General features: G+C 61.2%; 12 protein-coding genes and 2 pseudogenes. 9 read left to right on the top strand and 5 right to left on the bottom strand.

Annotated elements, in window-relative coordinates; genetic code table 11:
* Positions 1-401: 401 nt before the first annotated feature.
* The 9 genes and pseudogenes from H8S62_RS18590 to asrC all read left to right on the top strand — a co-directional run.
* A pseudogene (locus H8S62_RS18590) lies at positions 402-692 on the top strand (ATP-binding cassette domain-containing protein); the annotation flags it as partial.
* 166 nt (positions 693-858) lie between these two features.
* Positions 859-1,245 carry a hypothetical protein gene (locus H8S62_RS18595; protein WP_341481079.1) on the top strand — a complete coding sequence of 129 codons (387 nt, stop codon included), beginning with the start codon at positions 859-861 and terminating at the stop codon, positions 1,243-1,245.
* 35 nt (positions 1,246-1,280) lie between these two features.
* Positions 1,281-1,565, top strand: coding sequence for a hypothetical protein (locus H8S62_RS18235; protein WP_243255825.1), 285 nt, complete (start codon positions 1,281-1,283; stop codon positions 1,563-1,565).
* Positions 1,566-1,644: 79 nt separating this feature from the next.
* Positions 1,645-1,752: pseudogene (locus tag H8S62_RS18750) on the top strand (ECF transporter S component); the annotation flags it as partial.
* A 61-nt stretch (positions 1,753-1,813) separates the two neighbouring features.
* A complete protein-coding gene (locus tag H8S62_RS18600) occupies positions 1,814-2,074 on the top strand; it encodes a hypothetical protein (RefSeq protein WP_341481076.1) in 261 nt (86 codons plus the stop codon).
* A 574-nt stretch (positions 2,075-2,648) separates the two neighbouring features.
* Positions 2,649-3,536 (top strand): LysR family transcriptional regulator, encoded by an 888-nt coding sequence (locus tag H8S62_RS17190; protein WP_155145777.1) that lies wholly within the window; start codon positions 2,649-2,651, stop codon positions 3,534-3,536.
* Positions 3,537-3,634: 98 nt separating this feature from the next.
* Positions 3,635-4,678 carry an anaerobic sulfite reductase subunit AsrA gene (asrA, locus tag H8S62_RS17195; protein ID WP_155145775.1) on the top strand — a complete coding sequence of 348 codons (1,044 nt, stop codon included), beginning with the start codon at positions 3,635-3,637 and terminating at the stop codon, positions 4,676-4,678.
* A 5-nt stretch (positions 4,679-4,683) separates the two neighbouring features.
* On the top strand, positions 4,684-5,487 hold the full coding sequence (gene asrB / locus H8S62_RS17200; protein WP_155145773.1) for an anaerobic sulfite reductase subunit AsrB: 804 nt from the start codon (positions 4,684-4,686) through the stop codon (positions 5,485-5,487).
* Between the two features lie 13 nt (positions 5,488-5,500).
* Positions 5,501-6,568, top strand: a complete 1,068-nt coding sequence (asrC, locus tag H8S62_RS17205; RefSeq protein WP_155145771.1) for a sulfite reductase subunit C — start codon at positions 5,501-5,503, stop codon at positions 6,566-6,568.
* A 357-nt stretch (positions 6,569-6,925) separates the two neighbouring features.
* On the opposite strand, the gene H8S62_RS17210 is transcribed toward asrC, so the two are convergent.
* From H8S62_RS17210 to H8S62_RS17230, 5 genes are all read right to left on the bottom strand, one after another.
* Positions 6,926-10,327 (bottom strand): S-layer homology domain-containing protein, encoded by a 3,402-nt coding sequence (locus tag H8S62_RS17210; protein ID WP_186920381.1) that lies wholly within the window; start codon positions 10,325-10,327, stop codon positions 6,926-6,928.
* Between the two features lie 28 nt (positions 10,328-10,355).
* Positions 10,356-11,585 carry a YibE/F family protein gene (locus H8S62_RS17215; protein WP_155145767.1) on the bottom strand — a complete coding sequence of 410 codons (1,230 nt, stop codon included), beginning with the start codon at positions 11,583-11,585 and terminating at the stop codon, positions 10,356-10,358.
* A gap of 105 nt (positions 11,586-11,690) precedes the next feature.
* Positions 11,691-20,063 (bottom strand): 5'-nucleotidase C-terminal domain-containing protein, encoded by an 8,373-nt coding sequence (locus H8S62_RS17220; protein ID WP_341481077.1) that lies wholly within the window; start codon positions 20,061-20,063, stop codon positions 11,691-11,693.
* Positions 20,064-20,663: 600 nt separating this feature from the next.
* Entirely contained in the window at positions 20,664-23,627 is a 2,964-nt protein-coding gene (locus H8S62_RS17225; RefSeq protein WP_186920383.1) for a glycoside hydrolase family 3 N-terminal domain-containing protein, read from the bottom strand.
* 11 nt (positions 23,628-23,638) lie between these two features.
* On the bottom strand, positions 23,639-25,069 hold the full coding sequence (locus H8S62_RS17230; protein ID WP_186920384.1) for an Ig domain-containing protein: 1,431 nt from the start codon (positions 25,067-25,069) through the stop codon (positions 23,639-23,641).
* Between the last annotated feature and the right edge of the window lie 12 nt (positions 25,070-25,081).

Here is a 25,081-nt window from a genome sequence, read left to right on the forward strand (position 1 = left end):
CCTCCATCGCTCCTATTTTTGTATAGCTTCGTTTGCTCATAACAATACCCCCTGATGTAGTTCTATTATCCTACATCAGGGGGCATTTTGTCATTGTCCGTTTTTACTGGGGCTGTTCACGGGAGCTTCTGCAACCCGTTGGAAGGAGGTGAGAGCGAGGGTAAAGTACCAGGTCGTTACTTGGGCTGGAGTGTATCTGCCGAAACATGACCGCTTCCTTTGACGAGGCTGATGAGAGCAGGCCACCCCCTGGCCCCGGTGCCGGACCGGCCGGTCACCACGCCGGACGCGCCCTCCCGCCGTGGAGCTGGAGGAGGTGTGGTTCCGCTACGGCAAGGACGCGCCCGACGTGGTGAAGGGGCCTGAGCCTCTCCATTCACGCCGGGGCCTTTTTTGCCGTGGTGGGCGGCAACGGCACGGGCAAGTCCACCACCCTCTCCCTGCTCTCCGGGGTGAACGCCCCCTACCGGGGGGAGGTGCGCCTGGAGGGAAAGAAGCTGGGGGTTATCCCTGACAGCGAGAAGTTCGGCGGACTGCTGGGGGTTCTGCCCCAGAATCCCCAGGCCCTCTTTGTGAAGAAGACGGTGGAGCTGGACCTCTATGAGATGCTGTCTGACAAGAATCTGCTGAAAAAAGAGCGGGAGAAAAAAGTGGCCGAGGCGGCGGAGCTCTGCGAGCTGGGCCCCCTCCTGGGCCAGCACCCCCACGACCTCTCCGGCGGCGAGCAGCAGCGGGCGGCGCTGGCCAAGGCCCCGCATCCTCCTGCTGGACGAGCCCACCAAGGGGCTGGACGGCCACTTCAAGGAGAAGCTGGCCTACATCCTGAAGCGCCTCCAGGCCGCGGGCTGCACCATCCTCATGGTGAGCCACGACGTGGAGTTCTGCGCCAGGTACGCCGACCGCTGCGCCATGTTCTTCGACGGCGGCGTGGTCACCCAGGGGCCGCCACGGGAGTTCTTCTCTGGCAACAGCTTCTACACCACAGTGGCAAACCGCATGGCCCGCAGCCTGCTGCCCGGCGCGGTGACGGCGGAGGACGTCATCCTGGCCTGCGGGGGAGAGGTGCCGCAGGTAGATGTGGAGCCCGCTCTCCTCTATCGGGAGAAGACGGAGGAGGCCAGGAAGAAGCGGGAGGAGGCGCCGCTGCCAGGATGGCGGAAGGGCCTGCTCTGCGCGGCGCTGCTGCTGATGATATGGGTCGTCCGGGGCGCGCCCTCCCGGCGTGGCTTCTGGAGTCCGGACTGAAGCACTTCCTGTGGCAGTGGAAGCTGGTCGTCAGCATGATGTCCATGATTGCCTGCGCCATGCTGGGCAGCTGGCTTATCACCCCGCCCGCCGTTTTCGCCAAAGAGGGCATCCAGGTGGACCGGGCGCACCGTCATCTCAGCGGACGGACCATCGCGGCGGCGATGATTCTCCTGCTCATCCCACTGACCCTCTATGCGGGTCATTTCTATTTTGGAAACCGGAAGTACTATTTCATCTCCCTGCTTATCGTGGTGGAGACCATGCTGCCTTTTTTCTCCTCTTTGAGAAGCGGAGGCCCCAGGCCCGGGAGCTGGTGATCCTCGCCACCCTCTGCGCCATCGCCGGGCGGGCCGGGCGGCCTTCTTCTTCCTGCCCCAGTTCAAGCCGGTGACGGCCATGGTCGTCATCACCGCCGTGGCCTTCGGCGGGGAGTCGGGCTTCCTGGTGGGGGCTGTCAGTATGCTCTGCTCCAACATCTTTCTTAGCCAGGGGCCGTGGACCCCCTTCCAGATGTTCGCCATGGGCGTCATCGGCTTTCTAGCCGGAGTGCTCTTTCGCAAGGGGGGTGCTCCGCCGGAGCCGGGCGGCCCTTTGTACCTACGGCGGCATCTCCGTGTTCTTCATTTACGGCGTTATTATGAACACCTACAGCGCTTTCCAGGACCAGGCCAACATCACCCTTGGGACCATCGTCACCTACTGTATGGTGGGCGTGCCCATGGACCTCATCCATGCGGCCTCCACGGTCTTCTTTCTCTGGGTGGCGGGTCCCGCCATGCTGGAGAAGCTGGACCGCATCAAGGCCAGGTACGGACTGATAGGGTAGTCAAACCGAATGAAAACGGCTGCACAATCTTATCGTGCCGCCGATGTGTCGGCCGCTTTTCACGGCTTCAAAATCCTGCCTTGGCCCCTAACGGGGCAAAATATCCACTGAAAAAAGGGTAAGCGCTGGGGGCGCGAACGCCCCGTAAAACAGATGCCGGCTGGCTTTTCCCAGCCGGCATCTGTTTTGATACGCAATACTGCATTGCGGCCTTTCATGAGCGACTTTATGATATTTCTGCCCTGTAGATGATGCTCGTCCCGGAGCCGCAATATACAGCGGTGGGAAACATATGGGCCCGGCGGTATTTACGCTGCAATATGAAGGGTGCGCTCCCCGATATTATATGTCTCGCTCCAACCCCAGCGGGAGGCCTTTTCCTGGTGCCCGGGGAGCTTCATTTGCTTACCGCCGCCGGATTGCGAAATTATGACCCCAGAAGGAATCGCTGCCGTTCAGAGTCAACGTAAGCGCTGCCGCCGCGTCGGGCTGCTCATCTGCGGCTGCTCCTTGTCCCGGGTATCAATAGAGCTTATAATGTGGTAGGAATAAGAACGGCAGGGAGGAATCTGGCATGCTGGATTTTCGGATGGAGACTTTTTTGGCGGTGTGCAGGCACCTGAACTATACCCGGGCGGCGGAGGAGCTGAACATCACCCAGCCCGCGGTGACACAGCACATCCAGTACCTCCAGGCCCACTATGGCGCGAGGCTTCTGGACTACCGGGACAAGCGCCTCACCCTCACCCCAGAGGGGGAGGCCCTGCGCCGGGCGGCCGTGACCATGCTCCACGACGAGCGCAAGCTGCGCCGGGACCTGGCGGATATGCGGGCTGGGCGGCAGTCTATCCGCTTCGGGGCCACCCTCACCATCGGAGAGTACGCCCTGCCCCGGCCTCTGGCCGCCTACATGAAGCGCCACCCGGAGGTGGACGTCCATCTTCTGGTGGACAACACCGAGACGCTGCTCTCCAAGCTCAGCGACGGGTCCCTGGACTTTGCCATCGTGGAGGGCTACTTCCGTAAGGCGGAGTATGACTACCTCCTGTGGTCCATGGAGCCCTATGTCTGCGTCTGCGCCGGAAGCTGTCCCCTGCCGTGCCGCCCTATGCGGCTGGAGGATATGCTGGAGGAAAACCTCATTCTCCGCTCCCCCGGGTCCGGCTCGCGGGAGGTGCTGCTGCGGGTGATGGAGGAGCGCAATTTCCAGCTCTCCGACTTCCGCCATATCGTTGAAATCAGCGACCTGCATGTGATCAAAGAGCTGGTAAAGGCGGGCTGCGGCGTCACGTTTCTCTACCGCAGGGCGGTGGAACGGGAGCTGGAGGCAAGCACGCTGCGCCTCGTGCCCCTGGCCGATTTTGACGTGGCCCACGAGTTTACCTTCCTCTGGCGGAAGAACAGCGTCTTTGAAGCGCAGTTCCGCGAGCTGTTCAGCGCGCTGCGGGAGGAACCATCATAATACCTTATCACACAATAAGGAATGCTAAGTTTTACTAATACATAGAGTGTGCTATATTTATCACAAAGCCACAAATTGAATCGCAGGAGGTTTGCAGGATGGGCTACTCACTCACCGCGGTCCAGGCCCAACAGGTCCTGGACGCCATCAGGAAGGACTACCGCGTCTACGCGCCCAAGCGCTTTCCCAAGCAGGGGAGGTATTCGGACACCGACGTCGTCCGCTACGCCGAGGTGGAGCGGCTTGAGGACATCGTCTGGCAGGTCAAGTCCGACTACCCGGCCAAGGAGGTCCTCTCGCCCATCCAGCAGGCCGTCTTCTACTTCACGGAGGACGAGTACCGGGCCAGCAAGGGGCCGAACAAGCCCATCCTCATTCTGGCCCGGCCCTGCGACATCAACGCCCAGGAGATTCAGGCCAAAATATACGCCGGAAACGGCGGGTATGACGACTACTACTACCAGCGCATGCGCGACGCGGTGAAGTTTGCCGTCATGGACTGCAACGACGGGGACGACACCTGCTTCTGCTGTTCCATGGGCTCCAACCGGGCCGAAGGGTACGCCCTTGCGCTGCGCTTCTCCGAGAACGGCCTGGCGTGCACCGTGGAGGACGAGACGTTCGCCCCCTACTTTGAGGGGATGCCCAGGGCGGAGTATACCCACCGCTTCGTGGAGAAGAACGCGCTGGAGGTGACGCCCCCGGACCTCTCTGACAAGGCCGTGCGGCTGGCCCTGAAGAGCCACCCCATGTGGAAGGAGTTCAACGCACGGTGCACCTCCTGCGGGAGCTGCACCGTGGCCTGTTCCACCTGCACCTGTTTCACCACCCGGGACGTTATCTACGGGGACAATCCCGAGGTGGGCGAGCGCCGCCGGGTCACCGACTCCTGCCAGATTGCGGGCTTCGACCAGATGGCGCTCCAGGGGGAGCTGCGTCCCACCGCCGGCGACCGGATGCGCTACAAGGTGCTCCATAAATTCCACGACTACAAGGCCCGTTTCGGAGACCGGCATATGTGCGTGGGCTGCGGCCGGTGTATCCACCGGTGCCCCGAGCACATCTCCATCGCGGCCACGGTCAACAAGATGAGCGGCGCCGTGGAGGACATCCTCGCCTCCCAGGCGCAGGAAGGCAGGTGAGCGGCATGACGACGAATTTACATAATCCTGTCCAGCCCCAGCCATGCTCCATCCTCTCGGTGAAGCACGAGAGCGAGCATGAGTGGACGTTCCGGGTGGAGAGCGGCGCCAGGCCGCAGCACGGCCAGTTTATGCAGCTCTCCATCCCCAAGATCGGCGAGGCACCCATCTCCGTGTCCGCCCAGGGGGAGGGGTGGCTGGAGTTCACCATCCGCTCCGTGGGCAAGGTGACCGACGTGATTTTCACCAAGGAGCGGGGGGACACCCTCTTCCTCCGCGGGCCTTACGGCAAGGGCTGGCCCGTCGAGCAGTTCCGGGGCAAGCATATGGTGGTCATCACCGGCGGCACCGGCCTGGCCCCTGTGCGCTCCCTGCTGCGGATGTTCGCCGGGAATCCCGGGTATGTGGAGGATGTGCGCCTGATCTGCGGCTTCAAGAACGAGGGCGGCATCGTCTTCCATTCCGAGCTGGAGGCGTGGAAGGACTGCTTCCACGTGACCTACGCCCTGGACGCCGACACGAAGGAGGGCTGGCGCACCGGCTTCGTCACCGAGTTCGTGAAGGAGATTCCCTTTAATTCCTTTGGCGGCAGTTACGCCGTCGTTGTCGTGGGGCCGCCGCCCATGATGAAGTTCACCGGCCTGGAGCTTTTGAAATGCGGCGCCGAGGCGGAGAAAATCTGGATGAGTTTTGAGCGCAAGATGTCCTGCGCGGTGGGCAAGTGCGGCCACTGCCGCATAGACGAGACGTATGTGTGCCTGGACGGCCCGGTGTTCCCCTACACCGTCGCCCGGGACCTGGTGGATTGAGGAGGGTCGGGACATGAATCAGGATATCGACATCAAAAAGGTCCGTCTGAATTGCTACCGCCAGTCCAAGGTGCCCGGCGAGTTCATGCTCCAGATGCGGGTGCCCGGCGGCATGGTGGACGCCAAGTACCTCGCTTCCATTGAGCACATCGCAAAGACCTGGGGGGACGGCAACTTCCACTTCGGCACCCGCCAGACCTTCGACATCACCGGCATCAAGTACGAGGACATCCCGGCGGTGAACGCCTACCTGGAGGACTACATCAAGGAGGTGGACGCCGCGCTGTGCGGCGTGGACATGGATACCGTGGCCCACGAGCCCCGGGACTGGGACCCCCAGAGCGGCTACCCCACCATCGGCGCGCGGAACATCACCGCCTGCATCGGCAACTACCACTGCATCTGCGGCAACTGCAACACCTTTGAGCTGGCGCGGAAGATTGAGCCCATTATCTTCCCCAGCCACTACCACATCAAAATCAACATCGCCGGCTGTCCCAACGACTGCAACAAGGCCCACCTGTGCGATTTCGGCATCATCGGCGTGGCCAAGATGGTGTACCACCCAGAGCGCTGCCTGGGCTGCGGAGCCTGCGTCCGCGCCTGCGAGAAGGGCGCCACACGGGTGCTCTCCCTCAATAAGGACACGTATAAAATCGACAAGGACCCCTGCTGCTGCGTGGGCTGCGGCGAGTGCGTCCGGGCCTGCCCCGCCAGCGCCTGGACCCGCCGGGAGACCAAGTTCTACCGGGTCATCCTGGGCGGCCGCACCGGCCGTCAGACCCCCCGCACGGGCAAGATGTTCCTCAACTGGGCCACCGAGGAGGTGGTGCTGGGCGTGCTGAAAAATTGGCAGAAGTTCTCCGCCTGGGTCATGGACTATAAGCCTGAGTACCTCCACGGCGGGCACCTCATCGACCGGGCGGGGTACAAGAAGTTCAAGGAGATCATTCTGGACGGCGTGGAGCTCAACCCCGAGTGCCTGGTGGCAGAGGACATCTTCTGGCACGAGACCGAGTACCGCTCCAACTTCAATGTCAAACCCATCGCCATGCACCAGACCGCGGGGCCCCGGGAGTAGGGCGCGCAGATGTCCCACAGAGTTCCTGAGGCCGCCTAGGGCGGCGGGAAGCAAAGAGGAAGACACCTTGTAGGGGTGCCTTCCTCTTTGCTTTACCCTATCAAAAAGATGTTCGCATTCCGTTTCCCGCTGCCGCAGGCGGCCTCCACGGACGAAAATCCGGCAAAGCGAATTGCGATTGAGGCAACCGGATACTCAGCAAGGTGCTGCTATCCTCCGGGAAGCAAAGGATGGCAATACCGTCAGGGCGCCCCTTCGCGCGCAGGAAACTACTTTCAAGAGATATCCCACGGTTAATTCGTGCTTCAGCCCGCGGACAAAGTCCTTCAGGACTTTGTCCGCGGGCTGAGAGCGGAACTACTTGAGCACGGCTTCGACAAAGCGCTGGAGGAAGACAGCGAACTCAGCGCGGCTGACCTGCTCCCGGGGCGCGATCATGCTGCCGGAGAGGAGGCCCGCCTTCAGGGCCGCGGAGACTGCGTCAACAGCCCAGGGGCTGACGCTGTCAGCGTCACTGAGACCCTCGGAGCCCGCCATATCGGGCAGGGTCAGACCGGCGTACTCGGCATAGCGGACCAGGATGGCACAGAGCTGCTCGCGGGTGATGAGGGCGTCGGGATTGAAGTAGTTACCGTCGCCCTCCACGATCTTGTTTTCGGCGGCCCAGGCGACATCCTTGGAGTACCAGGCGCTGGAGGACACGTCGGCGAAGGTGCTGTCCGCGCTGGCCTCACCCCCGTCAATGCGGGCCAGGACCGTGACGATCATGGCCCGGGTCATGGGCAGCGTGGGCTGGAAGGAGCCGTCGCCGGTCCCCTTTAGGAGCTCATGGGAGGCGGCGAAGCCGACGGCCTCCTTTGCCCAATGGTCTTCGGTTATGTCGGTAAAGCGTTTGCTGTTGTCGACGATTTGGTATGTTCCCGCTATGGTGGCGCGGTAAACCGCGCTGCCGCCGCCCACCACGGCCAGAGGCAGGATGGCTTTCGTTCCATCGGCCAGGGTGACCTGAATGGCGTTGCCCTTGTCGCCGGGATTCACGAGCAGGGCGTTTACGTCGGCGCCCTTGACGAGCGTACCGGCGGGAATCGTGACGGTGAGGCCGCCGCCGGAGAGCTTTATGGGCTTGGTCTTGTTGAGGGAAATAACCTTTTCATTGGCCGCGTCATTCAGCTTGGCGCCCGCGGAGGGAAGCGTTACCTCAACAAATGTGCCGCTCTCCTTAATGGCGTCCGGCCGCACGACGGAACTGGAGGAGCTTCCGCCGCCGCTGCTCCCGCCCCCATTTCCGCCGCCGCTGCCGCCGCCGTCATCGGGCTTCTCCGCCAGGTTGAGGCGTGTGAGGTCGAAGGTGTAGGTCGTGGGGGCGTAGTCCTTACCCTCGCCGTCCAGATCCACTGCGACGGTGAAGCTGGGGCTGGCGGGATCGACGCGCACGATGATATCACGGTACAGACCGCCGTCGGGCGGGGTGACGGCCTTGCCGCTGAAGGTGAGCACGGCGCTGTCATATGTGTTTTCAGGCAGAGTGACCCGCAGGCCCAGGAAGTTACCCGCGCTTTGGCTGCCAAAGCCGGTAAAGCCCTTTTTATAGGCCAGGGTGCCGGTGACGGCTACGGTGTCCGTGCCATCAGGGCCGGTCAGGGTTACGCCCTGGCGCATGAATGCATCGTCCTCGGCGCCGGATATACCGGCGGCAAAGCCCGCAGGCGCAATGGCAAAGGACGCGGAGCTGGCAGCAGGAGCGGGAGGATCGGGAGGCAGAGGATCGTCGCCCCCGCTCAGCGTCAGGTAATAGGTGGTGGAGGCGCCGGCGGCGGCGTAGAACCGTACATTCTCCTGGCCGGAAGTATAACAGCGGAACATTTCGGCGCTGGGGTTAAACCGCAGATATCTTCCGCCTGTTCCCACGTTGGCGATAGACAGGGTGCTGTCCCCGGCGTTAAAGGAGAGCGTCCACTGTGCGTCCGTTCCGTCGGAGCTGTCTGTGCTGCTGAGCGTATTGCCGCTGCCGGGGTACGACAGGTAGGTGTCCGAGGGCGCGCCTTTCAGGCGCATGGCATAGTTGCCGCTGGGAAGACGGGAGATGGAGATGACATAATTGCCGCTTACATTGGTAAGCGTGTCATCCGTCTTGGTGATGCCGGTACCCGACAGGGCGACTGCGGCGTTCGCCCCGCCGACGCCTGCTCCGGTGGCCAGGTGAACGTATTCATTCCCGCCGGTCATAACGTAGTCGCCGCTCCAGTCCGCTTGGTTGGCGGTGACCAGTTTAAAGGTATTGGGGTCTCCGGTTTCGTCTTCCACCCGGTAGGTGTACAGCGCGTAGAGCTTGGTCTGTATCTCGTCCAAGAGGTAGGAGCCGCCCGGAGCGTATATCTCCAGGCCGCTGGCATCGGTGGTCGCGGCGACGGCGGCATCCACCCAGCCGGCGAAGGCGTAGCTCTGGCTGTCGTCCGTGGGTGCTCCGCTGACGGCGGGAAGGGTAATCTCGTCGCCCAGATAGCCTGCGGTGGGTCCGTCCGTCACACTGACGCCCTCGGGGACTGCGTAGCTGACGGCGGCCGCCGTCTTCTGGGAAAACTGTACGGTGACGGTACAGTTTTCCGTCACATTCTTGACGGTGAAGGTATTGCCGCTCTGCGTGACGGTGGCCGCGCCTGCAGGACTCACCTCAGCACCGCTGGCGTAATAGCCCTCAGACGGGGCGGCGGTGATGCGGGAGCCGCTCAGGGTCACTGTGCCCCAGGCTTCGTTGCTGGACGCCGGAGTGATGGTAAAGCTTGGCGTCTCAGAGCCGCCGCCCTCGCCTGAGGGGGTGGGCATATCCGCGGGGACCTCCCGGTCGAACATCAGCCAGGCCAGCTCCGGGTAATCGATGAATACGTTTCGGTTGCCCTGGACCTGCTGGGTGAGGTCGTTGCGCGCCATCTCCCACTGGTCCACCGGGTCCTCCTCGCACCACTGCAGGAGCGTGTCGAGGCTCTCCATGACCTTCAGTCCATTGTTGCCGCCGCTGTCACTGCCGCCGTACGGAGGCGGCAGATTCTTTGAGTCCACATTTTCAAACAGATTGGGCTCTCCCCAGCGCACGTATACATAGAGAAAAATACGGGCCACATCGCCCTTGACCTCGTCCCTGATTTCAACCAGGTCATCGGACGGACTGTACCACAGGACGGTTTGACCGCCATAATCGTAGGTTTTGGGATTACTGATGACACCGACAACATTGCCCATAGTCATATTGCCGCGTGTAGAGTTGACGTTGGTATTGGTGGGGCGCAGATGGTGCAGGTCCGCCCCGGCCCCACTCTGGTAAAAGGAGCCCCGGCTCTTGGGCCACACGTGCTCCCGGTTAAAATCTTTGCTGTCCACGTCGCTGTAAAAAAGTGTGCAGTTATCATATCCGCGCTGCGTATCGGTATAGGGCCAGTACACCTGCAGACCGTTGGAGCCATTATATGTGATAGAATAGGTCATCGTATCGTCCATCAGCTGCTGCAGCGTCTTGTAAAGTTCCGATTTGGTGCCCTCCAGAGACTTTCCGGAGGAGTCGCCCTCCAGGGCGGACAGGGTGTCCCAGGTGTATTGACCGGTATAGTAGGCCTCGGCCTGTGTGCTCAGAGACTCGCAGACCTCGTGCCGAACGGCATCATTCTTTGCGCTGGGCAGCTTTGCCGCGCGTGCCGCCGGCGCCATGACAATGATCATTGCCAGAACCAGGACCCAGGACTGCCCGCGTCTCAAGATACTTCGCATTCGTTATCACTCCCAATATAAGTCTTCTCTAACCTTTTGCGTTCACTGTTTTGCGCTTCTTGACCGGCATTGACATAAAGTAGGCGCTGAGGAAAGCGACCAGCGGTACGGTCAGGATAATGCCGGTGGAGCCGGCCACGCCTTGGATGATCTCAATTGCCATCATGTCGCTGTTGATAATCTGAAGGGTAGGATAGTCATAGATCTGGAACAGGAGAAGCATGTTCATGGAAGAGCCCGCGAAGGCCAGAATGAGGGTGTTGGCCATGGTACCCATAGCGTCCCGGCCAATATTCATGCCGGAGCGAAAGAGCTGCCCGGCAGAGAGCTCGGGGTTGAGCGTGTGGAGCTCATGGGAGGCGGAGGCGATGGACATGGCCACGTCCATCACCGCGCCCAGGGAGGAGATGAGGATGCCGCAGACAAGCAGACCGCTGATGGTCAGGCCCCCGTCCCCGGCACGGAGAATGAGTTCCTCCGCCTCACTCATATTAAAGCCGTTGATGGGGGTGAGCACCCCCACGAGTGCGGCCAGAAGGCCCGCCGCCGCGACGCCGCCCACGCAGCCCAGCGTGGCGCACAGGGTCTTGCGGGAGAGGCCCGTGAGCAGCAGCAGGGATACCGCGGTGGTAAGGATGACGATTAGGACCGTTGCCGGAATAGGGGGGAAGCCCCTCAAGACCAAGGGGATGAGCAGAGACCAGATACAGACCAGCGTAAAGGCAAGGCCCAGCAAGGCTTTAAGTCCCTTTTTCCCTCCGATTGCGACAAGGAGAAGCGCAAAGAAGAGGACGAAGCCGCCCAGAATCAGGCCGCGGTCGTAGTTGACGATGGAGAGAACGTAGGGGGCGTCGTTTTCATCCACGTCCAGACGCACGATAACCCGGCCGCCCGCCTTTACGTCCACGTTAAAGTAGGCGTTGATAAAGTTGTCGGCGGTGAGGCGCGCTCCTTTGTACTCCCCCTCCAGGAGCTCCAGTTCCAGTGTCTGTCTGCCGATCCGGCGGCCCTCCGTCCAGGTGTCCGGGGAGGCGTTATCCTCCAAAACCGCGATGACCCGCGCGGGGACGAATACCCGCAGGCTGGCGCTGGTGGGCACGTCGTCCGGCCCGGGGCGGTTCACATACCAGACGGCACCCAGGAAGACGAGAAGGCCCAAAAGGGCCGCGCCCCAGCGCAGGAGAAAGTGCCGGCTGAGCCGGGCGGTCAGGGGCTGTGCGGGACTCTGATAGTGGGCTGCTTTTTTGCCTTTCGGCATCCGGGATCACTGCCTTTCCTATGTAAATGAGTGGGGCCGCTGTCCGGAGGGACGAGCGGCCCCACTCCCGCATGGAAACCAATAAAGATGTGCCGTTGCCGCCGCTTACTTGAGCACGGACTCCACAAAGCGCTGGAGCATCACGGCAATCTCGGCGCGGCTGGCCTGGCCCTGGGGATCGATGAGGCCGCCGGGTTTGCCGGTGAGCAGGCCGGCTCTCAGGGCCATGCTGACTGCATCGGAGGCCCAGGGGCTGACGCTGGCGGTATCGCTGAAGCCGCCGGCGGTGCTCGTCTCGGGCAGGGTGAGGCCGGCGTAGTCCAGATAGCGGGCCAGAATGGTGCAGAGCTGCTCACGGGTGATGGGATCGTCGGGGCGGAAGTCCACGCCGTCGCCCTCCACGAGCTTGTTTTCAGCCGCCCAGGCCACGCTCTCGGCATACCAGGCGTTGGCGGGGACATCGCGGAAGGAAGCGGTACCGCCGCCGGCGGAGCTGTCCAGTCTGGCCAAAACGGTGACCAGCATGGAGCGGGTCATGGGGGCGGTGGGGTTGAAGGTGCCGTCGCCCATACCGTTAAAGAGTTCATGGGAGGCCGCAAAGCTGACCGCGTCACCCGCCCAGTGGCCCTCGGCCACGTCGGGGAAGGTCTTGGCGTTGTCGATAATCCTGTAGGAGCCCACCAGCTTGGCGAGGTAGGACGCGCTGCCGCCGCCCACCACGGAGAAGGGCAGGATGACCTTGGCGCCGTCGGACAGAGTGACCTGGATCACATTGCCCTTGTCCTTGGGATTCACCAGCATAGCGTTTACGTCTGCGCCCTTGGAGAGGGTGCCCGCGGGGATGGTGACATAGAGGCCGCCGCCGGAGAGGATGACGGGCTTCGCCGCGTTGAGGGCGATGACCTTCTCGTTAGCCGCGTCATTCAGCTTGGCATTGGCGGAGGGAAGTTTCACCTGGACGGAGGCGTCGCCTTCCTTCACGGCGTCGGGCCTGACGGTGGAAATGGAACTGCCGCCGCCGCCGGAGGGAACGTCGGGCGTGACCGTATCCACGATGCTGATGCGGCCCTGTCCACGGGGATTGGCATAGTCGCTGCCGACCACGCCGCCCAGCTTCTCGACAATGTAGTCGATGAGGACCTGGTTGTCGAGCATGACGCTGTCCTTAATGAGCTTGTCGCCCTTGAACATCACGAATCCGTCGCCGCCGTTCTTGAGCATGTAGTCGTGGGCGGCCAGGGTATAGGTCTTGTTCACGTCCAGCGGCTGCCCGCCGATCTTGACGTCGGTGACACGGTAGGCGCCGTCCACTTTCACGAATTCGCCCTTGTCGTTGGTGACAACGGAGGAGGGGACGGACTTGTTGATGGTGTAGGTGAGGCCGGAGACCTGGAGGAAACCGCCCAGCTCGCCGGGCACGGCCTTGGAGCCCATCTCCAGGGCGTCCAGGATGTGCTGGCCGCTGGTCTCAATCAGGCAGGCCGCGTTGCCGAAGGGATGGACCTCAATGATCTGGCCGTAGGTGATGTCACCGGCCTTGATGCTGGTGCGGATGCCGCCGCCGTTGACAAAGCCCACATCGGCGCCCAGCATGACGCGGTAGGCGTCTGCGCACAGGTCGCCCAGGTTTGTCTCGGCGCTGCGGATGGCCCGCTTGCCGGTGTCGGGGTCGTTGACCGTGAGCTCCACATCGGTTTTGGCGACCACCGTGGCCAGCAGATCCTTGAACTCGTCGTTGATGCCCTTAATAAAGGCGGCGGTCTCGGTCTGCTCCTCGGCGTAGCCGCTCACCAGCTCGCTGCTGATTTTACCGGTTTTGGTATCAATGACGATCTTGCCGATGTTGGCAAGCTTGGTACCGGTCTGAGCCATGACCACGCTCTCACCGTTCTTATTGGGAAGGGTCTTCTCATAGGTGCTGTGGGAGTGGCCGTCCAGCATCACGTCGATGCCGGTGGTGTTGGCCACCACCTCGTTGGAGGTCCAGGGCTTGCTGGCGTTGTCGATGCCCAGATGGCCCATGGCGACGACGTAGTCGGCACCGTCGGCGCGAGCGGCGTCCACCGTCTTCTGCACCTGGTCGTAGAGGTCCTTGCCGTCGTTGCCCTCACAGAAGCCGTAGATGTAGTTGCCTTCGGCGTCCTGGAAGTAGGCGGGAGTGGATTTGGTAAAGCTCTCAGGCGTGTCGATGCCCACATAGGCTACCTTGATTTCGCCATAGGTGACCATCTTATAGGGATCGAAGACGGGGCTGCCGGTCTTGAGGTCAATAAAGTTGCAGCAGACATAGGAGTAATCGGCCTCGTTCTTGGCCAGCTCCAGGAACCGTTCCATGCCGTAATCAAATTCATGGTTGCCGGGTGCGGCCATGTCGTAGCCCACCTGGTTCATAATGTCCACAATGTACCCGCCCTTGGAGAGCGTGCCGATGGGGCCGCCCTGGAGCGCATCGCCCGCGTCCACCAGAGTGACGTTGCCATTGCCGTATCTCGCGGCCATGAGGTCGCGATAGCCCGCCACGCCTGCATAGCCGATGTTTGTCACGGCGCCGTCCGTATTCTTGGCCTGATCCACCTGGCAGTGGACGTCGTTGGTGTGGAGGATGACGATTTTGCCTTCGGAGTCGTAGGACATGATGTCGGCGCGGTCCCGGACCCGGATGCGTGGATAAGGGCCGCCGGCGGAGCTGTTAAAGGTATTGTCGTAGGAGGCGAGGCCCACTGCGCTGATCTGCTTGCCGACCTCAAGGATACTCCGCAGGGCGGCGTCCTTGGAGGGGGTGATGTAGCCGTCGATAAAGATGCGCGCCTCGACGCCGGAGGAATCCTTGACCATAATGGTCTGAATGGTGCCCTCGGCCACCTCGAAGGAGACGATCTCACCCACGACACGGACCAGCATGCCCCGCACGGCGTTATCGGCCACCTGCTTGGTGGTGACATCGGCCGGTGCGACAGTCTCGGGAACGCTGTTCAGGACCTTGATCTGCTTCACTGCCAGCTGAGGCTCGCCCTGGTAGGAGCTGATGCTTCCGCTGACGCGCAGCTTCTGGCCGATCTGATAATTGCCGGAGACGGGGAACACGTTGATGCCGCCGGTCTCGTCCTGGAGGTAGGTGCAGTCGAAGAAGGCGGTGTCCTTGTCGTAGCCCGAGGTATTGGAGGTGACTAAGCCCTCAATCGTGAAGCGGTAGCCCTCCTGATCCAGAGGCAGGTCCGCGATCTTGGTGACGGTGGGCTGGTTGAGGCTGGAGACCAGATTCTCCAGGATGTTGTAGTTGGAGTAGGTCAGCTCATTGCTGTTGTCCAGAGTGGCTTGGATCTCGAAGTTGGACATGAACGCGCCGCCGGAGACGATGACCTGGGAGGTCTTTCCGCCCTCGTGGGTCACAGTTTCGGATGCGGCCGCCAGGACGCAGTTCACGGTCTCGTCGCCCTGCTTGGCGGGGTATTTGGGCACGTTTCCGCCCAGACCGTCGCCGTCCTTGTCCTCGCCCTTTGTGGTATCAAAGCCGCTGACAATGGGGCTTACGCTGGCGGGCAGGGTAGAGGTGGGGTTCCCCTGGGCGTCCACGGCATAGATGGTGGCGCCGCCGTACTGGCTGAAGACCTGGCTGAAGTAGTTCCCCTGTCCGTCGAAGATATGGTCCTTGTCAAAGACGATGCCCTCGGTGAGGGGGTTGTCGAAGTTGTAGTTGGAGAGGTAGAGGCGGGGGTAGTTGCTGGCTCCGCCGCCGGCGTTGTGGACCTCGTCCAGAGCCTCGTCGTCGGAGATGCGCAGGGTGGAGCCGATGGCTTCCAAAAGCCTGTTCTGCTGGGCGGCCATGTGGTCCTCCGCGGGGAATTTCGCGTAGTTCTCATAGTAGTCGGCCCAGCCGGCGACGATTACAGTACCGCCCGCCTTGGCGAAATTGGCGATTGCCGTGATTTCGGCGTCGGTGTAGTTTTTATAGTCTGCGCGCAGGGCGGTACCGTCCCGGCGGCTGGGGGCGGTGAGGACCAGCATCTTATACTTGGGGTTGGAGCAGGCGGCCACGAGCGCCTCGCTGGTGTTGAGGGTGTTTACGCGCACGTCGTACCCGGCGGCCATGGTGGTGAAGTTGCCCATGCTGTCCTTATAGTTGCCATTCACGTATTCGTTATAGTGTGAGCCGTCGATACCCACATAGACCAGGGAGGTCGGGTCCAGTACGGACATGAGCAGGCGGGCCGTGTACTCGTTGTCCTTTCCCTCAACAGAGACGACCGCGGTGACCACTACGGTCTGGTCGATGGGCTTGGTGGGGGTGTAGTTGATGGTATGATCGATGGTGCTCATCGGGGCGATGGTAGTGTTGGGGCTCTCGGCCTTTATGACCGTGCCGTCCTCCAGTGCGTAGGTGATGGTCTTGAGGGTGACGGCACTCTCCTCGCTGTTGAAAATATTGGTCGTCAGCTTCACGGCTTCTCCGGTGACGGGGACGGCAGTGTCGCTGGTGAAGGAGCCGATGCCCACCACGGTGCCCTTGCCTACCCACACGGGGGCGGTGACGGCAATGTTCGTGTCGGCCTGGGTGACGCGCAGATAGTAGTAGCTGTACTCGGGAGTGAGTTTAATGGTGCCGACGAAGCTGTGGTCGTTGACCTTATCCCAGGTCTTGGCCACGCGGCCGCCGTTGACGACCAGCTCGACGGTGCTGATCTTGTCGCCGGGGACGCTGCTGTCGGGGTCGGTAATGGCGATGTGGATGCTCAGCTCGTCGGGCACCTCGGGGATGATGGAGCCCATGATCTGGTCATTAACGGTATAATTGATCTGTAGGTTCTTATCCTCTGTGGCATAGAGATTGCGGTCCTGCATGGCCTTGTAGAGGCCCTGCTCGGAGAAATCATCGGTGATGATGACGGTGCGGGCGTCGTTGGCGTCGCCCCATTTGCCCTTGTGGTTATCCTGATTGTTGGTGGGGGCCACGTGCCAGCCCTTATCCAGGGCGGTGGTGTAGTGTTCATAGGAGGGGTAGTATCCGCCGGCGCCGATCTGGCCCTCGCCGTTGCCCACCTCCAGGAGGGAAATGCGGGAGTCGATGATGGGGTTCCAGTAGGCGAAGTCGGTGAAGGTGCCGAAGGTCTTGCCGGGGTGATTAAACTGAGAGATGGTGTCCTTGCCGCCCTCCTGGCTCAGCAGGTCGTAGTAGCTCTGCATGCCCTTGTCCTTGGCGGTGTTGGACTTGTCGTTCAGGGTCTTGTTGTTGCGGCTGACGAATCCGGGAGAGTTGAAGGTGTTCATGTGGCCGGGACCGCCGGACCAGGTCATCTCGTAACCGCCCAGGGCCAGCATGCCGCTGTCGGGGTCGTTATTGAAGGCGGCGATGGCGTCCTTATAGCTCTTCCACGTCTCCTGGGCGTTGGCGCTAGCCTTGCTCATGTCGTAGAGCGCCTCGGCGGGATTGGGGTCGCTGGAGGTGTCGAGAGAGTTGGAGTGATCCGTAAAGGCGACAAACTGCACGTTGTTGTTTTTGGCGGTGTTCTTGATGTACTTAAGGGCGTCCTCCAGGGAACCCGCGCCGTCGGAGTACTGGGTGTGGGAGTGGAGCTGGCCGAAATACAGCTTCAATGTGGCCTCGCCTACGGTAAAGGTCCAGGTGTAGGTAAGGCTCTTGTTGTCCGCCCGGGTAATGACCACCTTCGCGGTGTAAAGGCCATCGTCCAGGTCGGCAGCGGGAGTCCATGCGGCATTGTCCCCGGTGACGGTCATGCTCTGATCGGTAACCACCGCGCTGCCGCCGTCCTTGGTGAGCGTCAGCTTGATGGTGGGGTCTGCTCCCGCGTTGGCGAAGGTGACGGAGATTTTCGGCCTCTTCACGTCGGCGCCGGTGTACGAGCCCCGGGCCGGAGTTTCAGCGCTGACCTGGGGCAGGTCCTCAATGGTCACGGTCTGGGTCTCGGAGGTGCTCGTGTTGTTAGCGGCGTCGGTGGCCGTGATCGTAAAGGTGATGGCGCCGCCGGCGGTGATCTCAGCGGCGGGGATGGTATAGGTGTAGGTCGTACCGCTGGCTGTCATATTGGCAGATTTCTCCGTACCAGCGTTGATCTTGTACTTGATGGAGGCTGTGCCCATCAGGTAGTCGTTGATGGTGACGGATACGGCATAATCTTTACCCACAGCGGCGGGCAGCCAGGAGTCCGGCAGAGTGATGACGGGCTCTTTAGTGTCGTTCGTGACTCGATAGGTAGCGAAGCCGTTGGCGTCTGGGGTGCCTGCCCGTAGCTGCCAAGTAGAGCTGTAGCGGGAGAGGACGGCGTACAAGTCCACAACGTCGCCCGCAGTTACTCCCACGGGGTAGGAGGGTGCCCGGTAGATGGGCATAGTCTTTCCTTTGCTGTCGGTAATGGTGGTGCTGCCGTCAGCGCTGTAAGCGCCGAGAGTCACACCCCTGATAACCACAAAACGAGATATCCGGTTTTCCTTGTCGGCCTGGAGATCGTCAAAGCCCGCATATTCCTCCGCCGCAAAGGCTGCGGGGGAAGAAACTTTGGCGGAGGCGGTGATTTTATGAATTTGAGGTACCGCACCATAAGTGGTTTTTTCACCGGTAAGTGTTACAACGTCGCCTATCTCAAAGTCGGACAAATCACTGAAAACCTGAAGTGAATAAGTGGTCCCGCCGATGACATCCTGAAGGATGGCGCTAGTCATGCTGTCGTAGTTGCCGAAGCGATATACTATCTGCCCGGTGACAGTATCCGAAGTACTGTCGGCCAGAGCGATAAAATCTTGAATATTTTTGGAGTTTGCCGGAAACTGATTGTCAGGAATGGGGTCGGTACTGGGAGGAGCATTTTCCTTAATGGTATAGGTCAGGGCGACCACGTCGCTGTCCTGCAGCCCGGACTTGGTGGCCTTGACCCAGAGCTGAACGGTGTCGCCCACATCGCCGGTGATGGCAAAGCCGTCCTGGGGGACTGGCTTCCAGTCGGGGGTACCCTGGGCGGGGTCGGCGGTGACATACTTTATCTCGGCGCCCGTTGTGGCGCAGGTAAAGGTGATCTTGGTCCCGGTCACGACCGCGGCGCCGGAGGGGACGGAGGGCCTTGGAGCAGAGACTGTGGTGGGAGCAGAGACAAGGGTGTAGTCAGTGGTATTCGCCACACGGAGACGGAAACCGTTGTAGTTATCTACCACTGCAATCACGTCGGCGGTGGAGCCCGCGTAGATGTCAGAGGGCAGAACGGCTGACTTATAGACCATCACACTCTTGCTATCGGAAGCACTGTCTTTGAGTACAACGTTGGGATTGGCATAGCTTGTATCCACGCTGTCAATATAGACGCCTGTCAGCTTGACCTGCATAGTGTCATGGCCGGTCGCGTTGCTGGTCTTGTCAGCCAAATCGGCAACAGTTATTGCTGATGGCGTGGGCAGTGTGCCCGCCCCACCCACGGAGTAAGCGGAGGGAGTAATTTGAAGCAGTCCGTTAAACGCAGAAACCGTGCCGGTGGCGGTCAACTCCTTGCCGATCAGCGAGGCATCCTGGCTTTCAGCAAAGCGAACCACAATACCGGCGTCGTTGTCCTGCATATAGACGCTCTTACCATCGATATAGGTCACTGTGCCCTTGGTGGCTACGACATCACTGCTGGCGGCCTTGCGGGCTTCACTGATGGGAATAAGCGTGGCGATGGTATAGCTCTCGCTCATGACCTCGCTGGGGTCCATTCCTTCCTTCACAGCGATGGCCTTGATGGTGGCGGCTGCCGTGATGGCGATGGGAGTGGAGGCATACTCGGTGCTGGAGGTGTTGGGTTTGCTGCCGTCAGTCGTGTAATAAATCTTCGCGCCGTCGGTGGCACAGCTCAGAGTGACCGTGGTACCCGTTGCCACACTGCCTCCCTTGGGGGAAGCCACGGGGGTGGCGACCTTGTCGGTGACGGGAGGCGCGCCACCATCGTCGAGCTTATAGATTGCAATAGCGGACTGTGCATTTTTAGCGTAACAAGCAAATAACGGAGGATTATTTCCACTATTGTATCGCAGATGGTTTCGGGTGTTCGTCCCTTGCGCTAATACAGTTGCATCACCGGTAGTGTTATCGATTGAAATTGTCCAAGAGGAATTGTCCGATTTCGTTGTCTCTACCTTCAAATGATTTGAACCAGAGCTTGCAGCATATAGATAACCGCTACCTGTATTAAAAGAGAAAGTGTCTGGTTTCGTTCCCGCCTCTAGTGTGAGTTCTTGAACACCCGCAGGAATTGTAATGGTATCTCCGTCCTTTGTGATTGCAACGCGTTGACAGTTGTTTCCTCCAGTGTAGGTTCCTGCAACATCATTTGCATTAAGCGCGGCAATGATAATCTGCTCTCCTGCTTTTAGCTCGGACGCATCCCTTACTAACGTATAAATATCACCCGTTGCCGCCATTGCCCCCATAGGGAGCAGGGAGAGGCACATTGCCAGGGTCAGGAGCAGTGCAAGGAGCTTTTTCCCTCGTGTTTTCATTGGGTTACCTTCCTTTCCGTAAAGCAGTTTGGGCCTCCGTGGGGGACCCCCACGGAGAAGAAGGGCGCGCCCTTCTTCTCATGATGCTTAGCTACAGTGGAAGCTCAATGGTATCATATCCCCGCCTTTCTTCCGTGCGCTCTGCTTGTGCGCAGGAGCGTTATGGTGAATATGTAATAATCCGCCACTCTGATGTAGTTATTATATAGATGTTTTGTATAAGACACAAAGCCCAAATGTCCAAAAGCAAAAAGAATTTACAAAAAGTAATCTGGGATAACAGAAAAAATTGTCGAAATTGCGCGGGGGCGGCTCCCGCTCTATTTTCTAAAGAGTTATAAATGCGGTACGTTATCCAAACGGGCCCGCAGGTGCTTACTTCGGGTCAGACAATGGGGCGCCGGACCCATGGTCCCCGGCGCACGGAATGCGTGATCAGTACCGTTCTATTCCACAATAAAAAAAGCGGCGGCACTTCATTGGAAGCGCCGCCGCTGAGCGGTGGGTGATGCGGATAGAAAAGGGTTATCCACATACTCCGCGAGCAGGTGGAAAACCGTAGGAATTATGAACGCGCGGACTGAATATCCTCTTTTCTGTTTACATAAAGCAGCATTCCGCCGCCTCCTTTTTCCTTCCCTTACGCACGGCCAGCGCGCCCCAGGCGATGAGGGCCGCCGCGGCTGCCGCATCCACGGCATACATAAAGGTCTGCCAGGGCGGCAGGGTGTCCCGGTATACGATGCCCTCGCCCATGCCGTTCATGGCGCTGCTGTTTACAACGGTGAAGAGGATATTCTTAGCCGCTCTTCGGATGGCCGTCTGGTGGGAGGCGGTGACGACTTCGCCGGAGGCGGAGGGCTGCTTGTCCTGCATCAGATCGATATCTCCGCCCGCGCGGATCATCTGGTCCGGGTACATATAGGCGTTGGTGTTGTAGTCCGTGACCACCGCCCCCTGGAAGCCCCACTCGCCGCGCAGAATGTCGGTCAGCAGCTCGTAGCTGCCGCCCGCCCAGACGGTGCCGATCCGGTTGAAGGACGACATCATGGCGCTGGAGCCGCCCTCTTTGACCGCCATCTCAAAGGGCCGCAGATAGATTTCCCGCAGGGATTGCTCACTGAGCCAGGTAATCAGGCCGTTGGCGTCCCGGTGGGTCTCCTGGTCGTTGACGGCAAAGTGCTTGACATAGGTATACACACCCCTGGACTTGGCGCCCTGGATGACTTGAGCCGCCATCCTGCCCGAGAGAAAGCTGTCTTCAGAGTAGTATTCCCAGTTTCTTCCGCCAAATGGGTTGCGGTGGATGTTGACGGCGGGGGCGTACCAGCCGCTGTACGGCCTTCCATCGCCCCGCTCGTTGCCGACCAGCGCCTCGTCGCCCACGGCTTTGCCCATCTCCTCGGCCAATTCCACGTTCCAGGTGGCCGCGATGACGCACTCGCTGGCGTAGAAGCAGGTATCGTACACGGTGGCGGTGGTGTCGATCACCGTCATAAAGTTGGTGAAGCCCGCGGGACCGTCGGGGTCCGTGGTCTTGGGCTTGCCGATGCCCTTCAGCTCGGCGGTGTTGAAGTTTCCCGTGCCGATCAGGTAGCGCATCTCCCCGTAGGTGAGCTGGTTGAGCAGCTTATCCCAAAGCGGGTCGTCGTAGGACTTGCCGATGAGATCGTAGAGCTTGTACTCGGTGCTGCCGTAGTCCATCGGCGACCGCTTCTGCCGGGGCTTCCGGGCGGAGTACCAGGGCTTGTCCAGGTCTACCTCCGTCCCGCTTCCGATGTATGCCTCCAGCGACATGGAGTCGATCAGCTCCTGGCCCACGGCGCGGTCCTCCTCCGTGGGCGCGGTGGGAAAGGTGGCGCTCCAGTCGGACCGGGTAAAATAGGTCTCGATGTGGCCGCTCACATCGTCAAAGCGGTTTTCAACCGCATAGCCCTCCGCCACGGCCTCGTTGAAGAAAATATCCGCATCCACCCGGAAGGGAATCTCCATTGCGCGGTCGTGGGCGTTGCGGCTCACGTACAGCTTGTAGCCCTGGCCCGCCTCAAGGACATAACCGCCGCCGGGTGCCTTGACTCCCTGGTAGTCGTAGGACGCCAGGTAGTAGGGGTCGAAGGTGAGCTCCACTACGTCGTAGTCCGCGCCCCCCGCCTGGATGACCTTCGTCTTGGCGAAGTCCAGGAGCACCACCTCGGACTTCTCAATGCCGCCCTCGGTATAGGGCGCATGGCCGTAGAGCTGGACCACGTCCTTGCCCGGATAGACGCCGTTGTTTGTGACCCTGATCCGGATGGTGTACTTGCCGTCCTTGGAAACGGAGACGTTTTGGATGCCGGAGCTGTCCTCAATTTCCCAGCTGAAGTCGGTGTAGCTCAGGCCGTACCCGAAGGGGTAGACCACGTTTTGGTCATACCACTTCTCGTCCCCGGCCCCCCGGGTCTCATAGTAGCGGTAGCCCACGTAGATGCCCTCCTCGTAGTCCACGAAGTGGGCGTTCTGCTCGGTGCCGCTGACAAAATAGGTGTTGCCCTGGCCGTTGTTGGTGCCGAAGTTCTTATAGGAGGGGGTCTGGGTAAAGTCGGCGGCGTAGGTGTCCACCAGCCTGCCGGAGGGATTGACGGCACCAATGAGGATTCTGCCCAGGGCTTCCATGCCCGTGCCGCCGGTGGTGCCCACCCAGAGGGCCCCTTTCAGCTTGCCGTTGAAGCGCCCGTCGTCCCGCAGAAAGCCAAGCTCCATGGATGTGCCGCAGTTGATGAGCAGGATTACGTTGTCAAACTGGGAGTCCTCCGCGCAGAGGGCCTCCAGCAGGGCCTCCTCGTTGTCATCCAGCTCCAGGTAGTGCTCAGTGCCGTCGTTCCGGCCCGGGGTGTCAAGGGACATCGTGGGCAGGTCGTAGGCCTCGCCGCCGATGCGGGAGACCACCATCAGCGCCGCGTCCGTATAGTCCCCCACGTAGGCGTCCAGCCCGCCCGCATACTCGGAGAGGGCCAGCTCGCCGGTGGCAAAGCCCGTCAGGATATCGCCCATGCTGGGACTCTTGGGGCGGCCCTTGCCGGCGGCCTTCTGATTGTCATAAAACCGCTTCAGCTCCGGGTTGTAGGCGATGCCCGAGTCGGCCAGGCTCTTGTAGAGGTCCACGCTGTCGCCCGAGTCCTTCTCCGCCGAACCGGTGCCGCCGTAGACCAGGTCCACTGAGTTCATGCCAAACACGCTGATTTTATCGTAGTTGCCCAGCGGCAGCGCGCCGTCATTCTTCAGGAGCACGAAGCCCTCGGCGCAGCTCCTCTCGTTGACCGCGTTGGCCGCGGCCAGAGCGTCGGACTTGGTCCCGATCCCCTCGGTGGGCGTGAAATACTCCGCCGTGCCGGGGTCGCCCGACTGCAGGACCCGGCCCCCCTCGCCGAAAATGGTGTTGAACGTGTTGCTGATGAGGGGAACCTGCAGGATGATGAGGTTGACGGCGAGGAGAAGCGCGATCAGCGAGGTGCCGGTGATGGTAAAGGCCCTGCACCGCTTCCACAGGAACCGAACTCCTCCGCCGATCTTTTTGAAAACATTCATGCCGCTCCCCCTTATGCCGTGATATTGGCGGTTCTGGGCCGCCAGCTCAGATCGCAGCCGGCCCCAGTCAGCTCGATGTAGTCGAACAGGCACCCCACCGCCGAGAAGGTCCCCGTGGCCTTGGGGGACTCCTTGATGCTGAACGAGATCACGTTTTCTCCCTCGATGAGATCGACGGCGGGCGAAACTGTACAGGCCCGGCTCTCATAATCGCCCTCCGAACTGCCTGTCTGCTTGACGCTGATGGCGCCGTAGTCCACCTCGCTGCCGTTGACCGTGATGGAGAACATAGAGGGGTCATAGGTGAAGTCGCCCACCTCGGAGCCCAGGCCCAGCACCAGGGCCGCCGATGCGGCTGCGGCGGAGTTGATGTGGAAGGTGACGGTCTCAGGCTTGTTGAGGTAGCCCAGGGCATACCCATTGCTCATGCCGGGCATGCTCTGGATCATGCCCCTGCCCGAGGGCGCGCTGCTGTATCCCGCGCCCGAGAGGGTGGGGACGCTGTCCACATACTCGGTCTCGAACCGGGTGGTCTTGACCTCGGGGTCGCAGACGGTGAGGGTGACGTTGGCCGTCACGCTCTCACAGCCCTCCGCGCTGGCGGTGACCTTGAAGGTGATGGGGCCGGTGGTGGAGTCGGCGGGCGTGCCCGAGACGAGCCCGAGCTCCTTGTCGCTCTTCAGTCCGGCGGGCAGACCCTGCCCGCTGGGGAAACGGAAGCTGTAGGTGATGCCCGCCACGCCGTAGGCCGTGCGGACGCTCTCGCTGTATTCCCGGCCCACCAGGCCGTCGGGGAGGGTAAAGTCCTCAAACACGATTCTGCCCAAATCCTCCGTGCGCTGTTCGCCCTGGGTCAGCGTGAAGGTAAAGGCGGCCTCCACGCTCTCGCAGCCCCCGGCGGCGGCCGCCACGGTGACGGACGCCGCGCCCGCCTCGGCGGGGATGCCGGAGAGGACTCCGTCCTCGCTCAGAGAGAGGCCCGCGGGGAGGCGCGTCCCCTCCTTCACGGTGTAGACAATGTCCGTCATGCCGGTGGCCGTGGCCACGCTCTGGCTGTAAGGCTCACCGGCGGTGCCGTCCGCCAGCGTGCCGCCGCTGTACGATATCTCGCCCGCCGCAATGTCCAGAGTGAAGTCGGCGTAATACTCCCTGTCGTTCAGGTCGATCATCACGGCCTTAAAGGGAAAGACGCCCGACTCCTTGGGGACGCCCCGGATCGCGCCGTCGTCGTAGAGGATCAGCCCCGCGGGGAGAACGCTGTCATAGTCCAAGTCATAGTACATGTCCTTCGTGCCCGTGGCAATGCTGGCCTCGTACGCGATACCCACCTTGCCGGACTCCAGGTCGCTGCCCTCGAAGGGGAGGACGGAGGAGCACCCGGAGAGGGCCGCGCACAGGATCAGGCACGCCGCGGCCAGTGCCGCCGCTCGTTTTGGTTTCAATTAAAAACTGCC

The sequence above is a fragment of the Lawsonibacter faecis genome (genome assembly GCF_014287675.1).
Lineage (GTDB): Bacteria > Bacillota > Clostridia > Oscillospirales > Oscillospiraceae > Pseudoflavonifractor > Pseudoflavonifractor faecis.

Coding starts and splice junctions, on each gene's coding strand:
- H8S62_RS18595 (WP_341481079.1), top strand. CDS start 859: ATGGTGAGCCACGACGTGGAGTTCTGCGCCAGGTACGCCGACCGCTGC.
- H8S62_RS18235 (WP_243255825.1), top strand. CDS start 1,281: ATGATGTCCATGATTGCCTGCGCCATGCTGGGCAGCTGGCTTATCACC.
- H8S62_RS17190 (WP_155145777.1), top strand. CDS start 2,649: ATGCTGGATTTTCGGATGGAGACTTTTTTGGCGGTGTGCAGGCACCTG.
- asrA (WP_155145775.1), top strand. CDS start 3,635: ATGGGCTACTCACTCACCGCGGTCCAGGCCCAACAGGTCCTGGACGCC.
- asrB (WP_155145773.1), top strand. CDS start 4,684: ATGACGACGAATTTACATAATCCTGTCCAGCCCCAGCCATGCTCCATC.
- asrC (WP_155145771.1), top strand. CDS start 5,501: ATGAATCAGGATATCGACATCAAAAAGGTCCGTCTGAATTGCTACCGC.
- H8S62_RS17210 (WP_186920381.1), bottom strand. CDS start 10,327: ATGCGAAGTATCTTGAGACGCGGGCAGTCCTGGGTCCTGGTTCTGGCA.
- H8S62_RS17215 (WP_155145767.1), bottom strand. CDS start 11,585: ATGCCGAAAGGCAAAAAAGCAGCCCACTATCAGAGTCCCGCACAGCCC.
- H8S62_RS17220 (WP_341481077.1), bottom strand. CDS start 20,063: ATGAAAACACGAGGGAAAAAGCTCCTTGCACTGCTCCTGACCCTGGCA.
- H8S62_RS17225 (WP_186920383.1), bottom strand. CDS start 23,627: ATGAATGTTTTCAAAAAGATCGGCGGAGGAGTTCGGTTCCTGTGGAAG.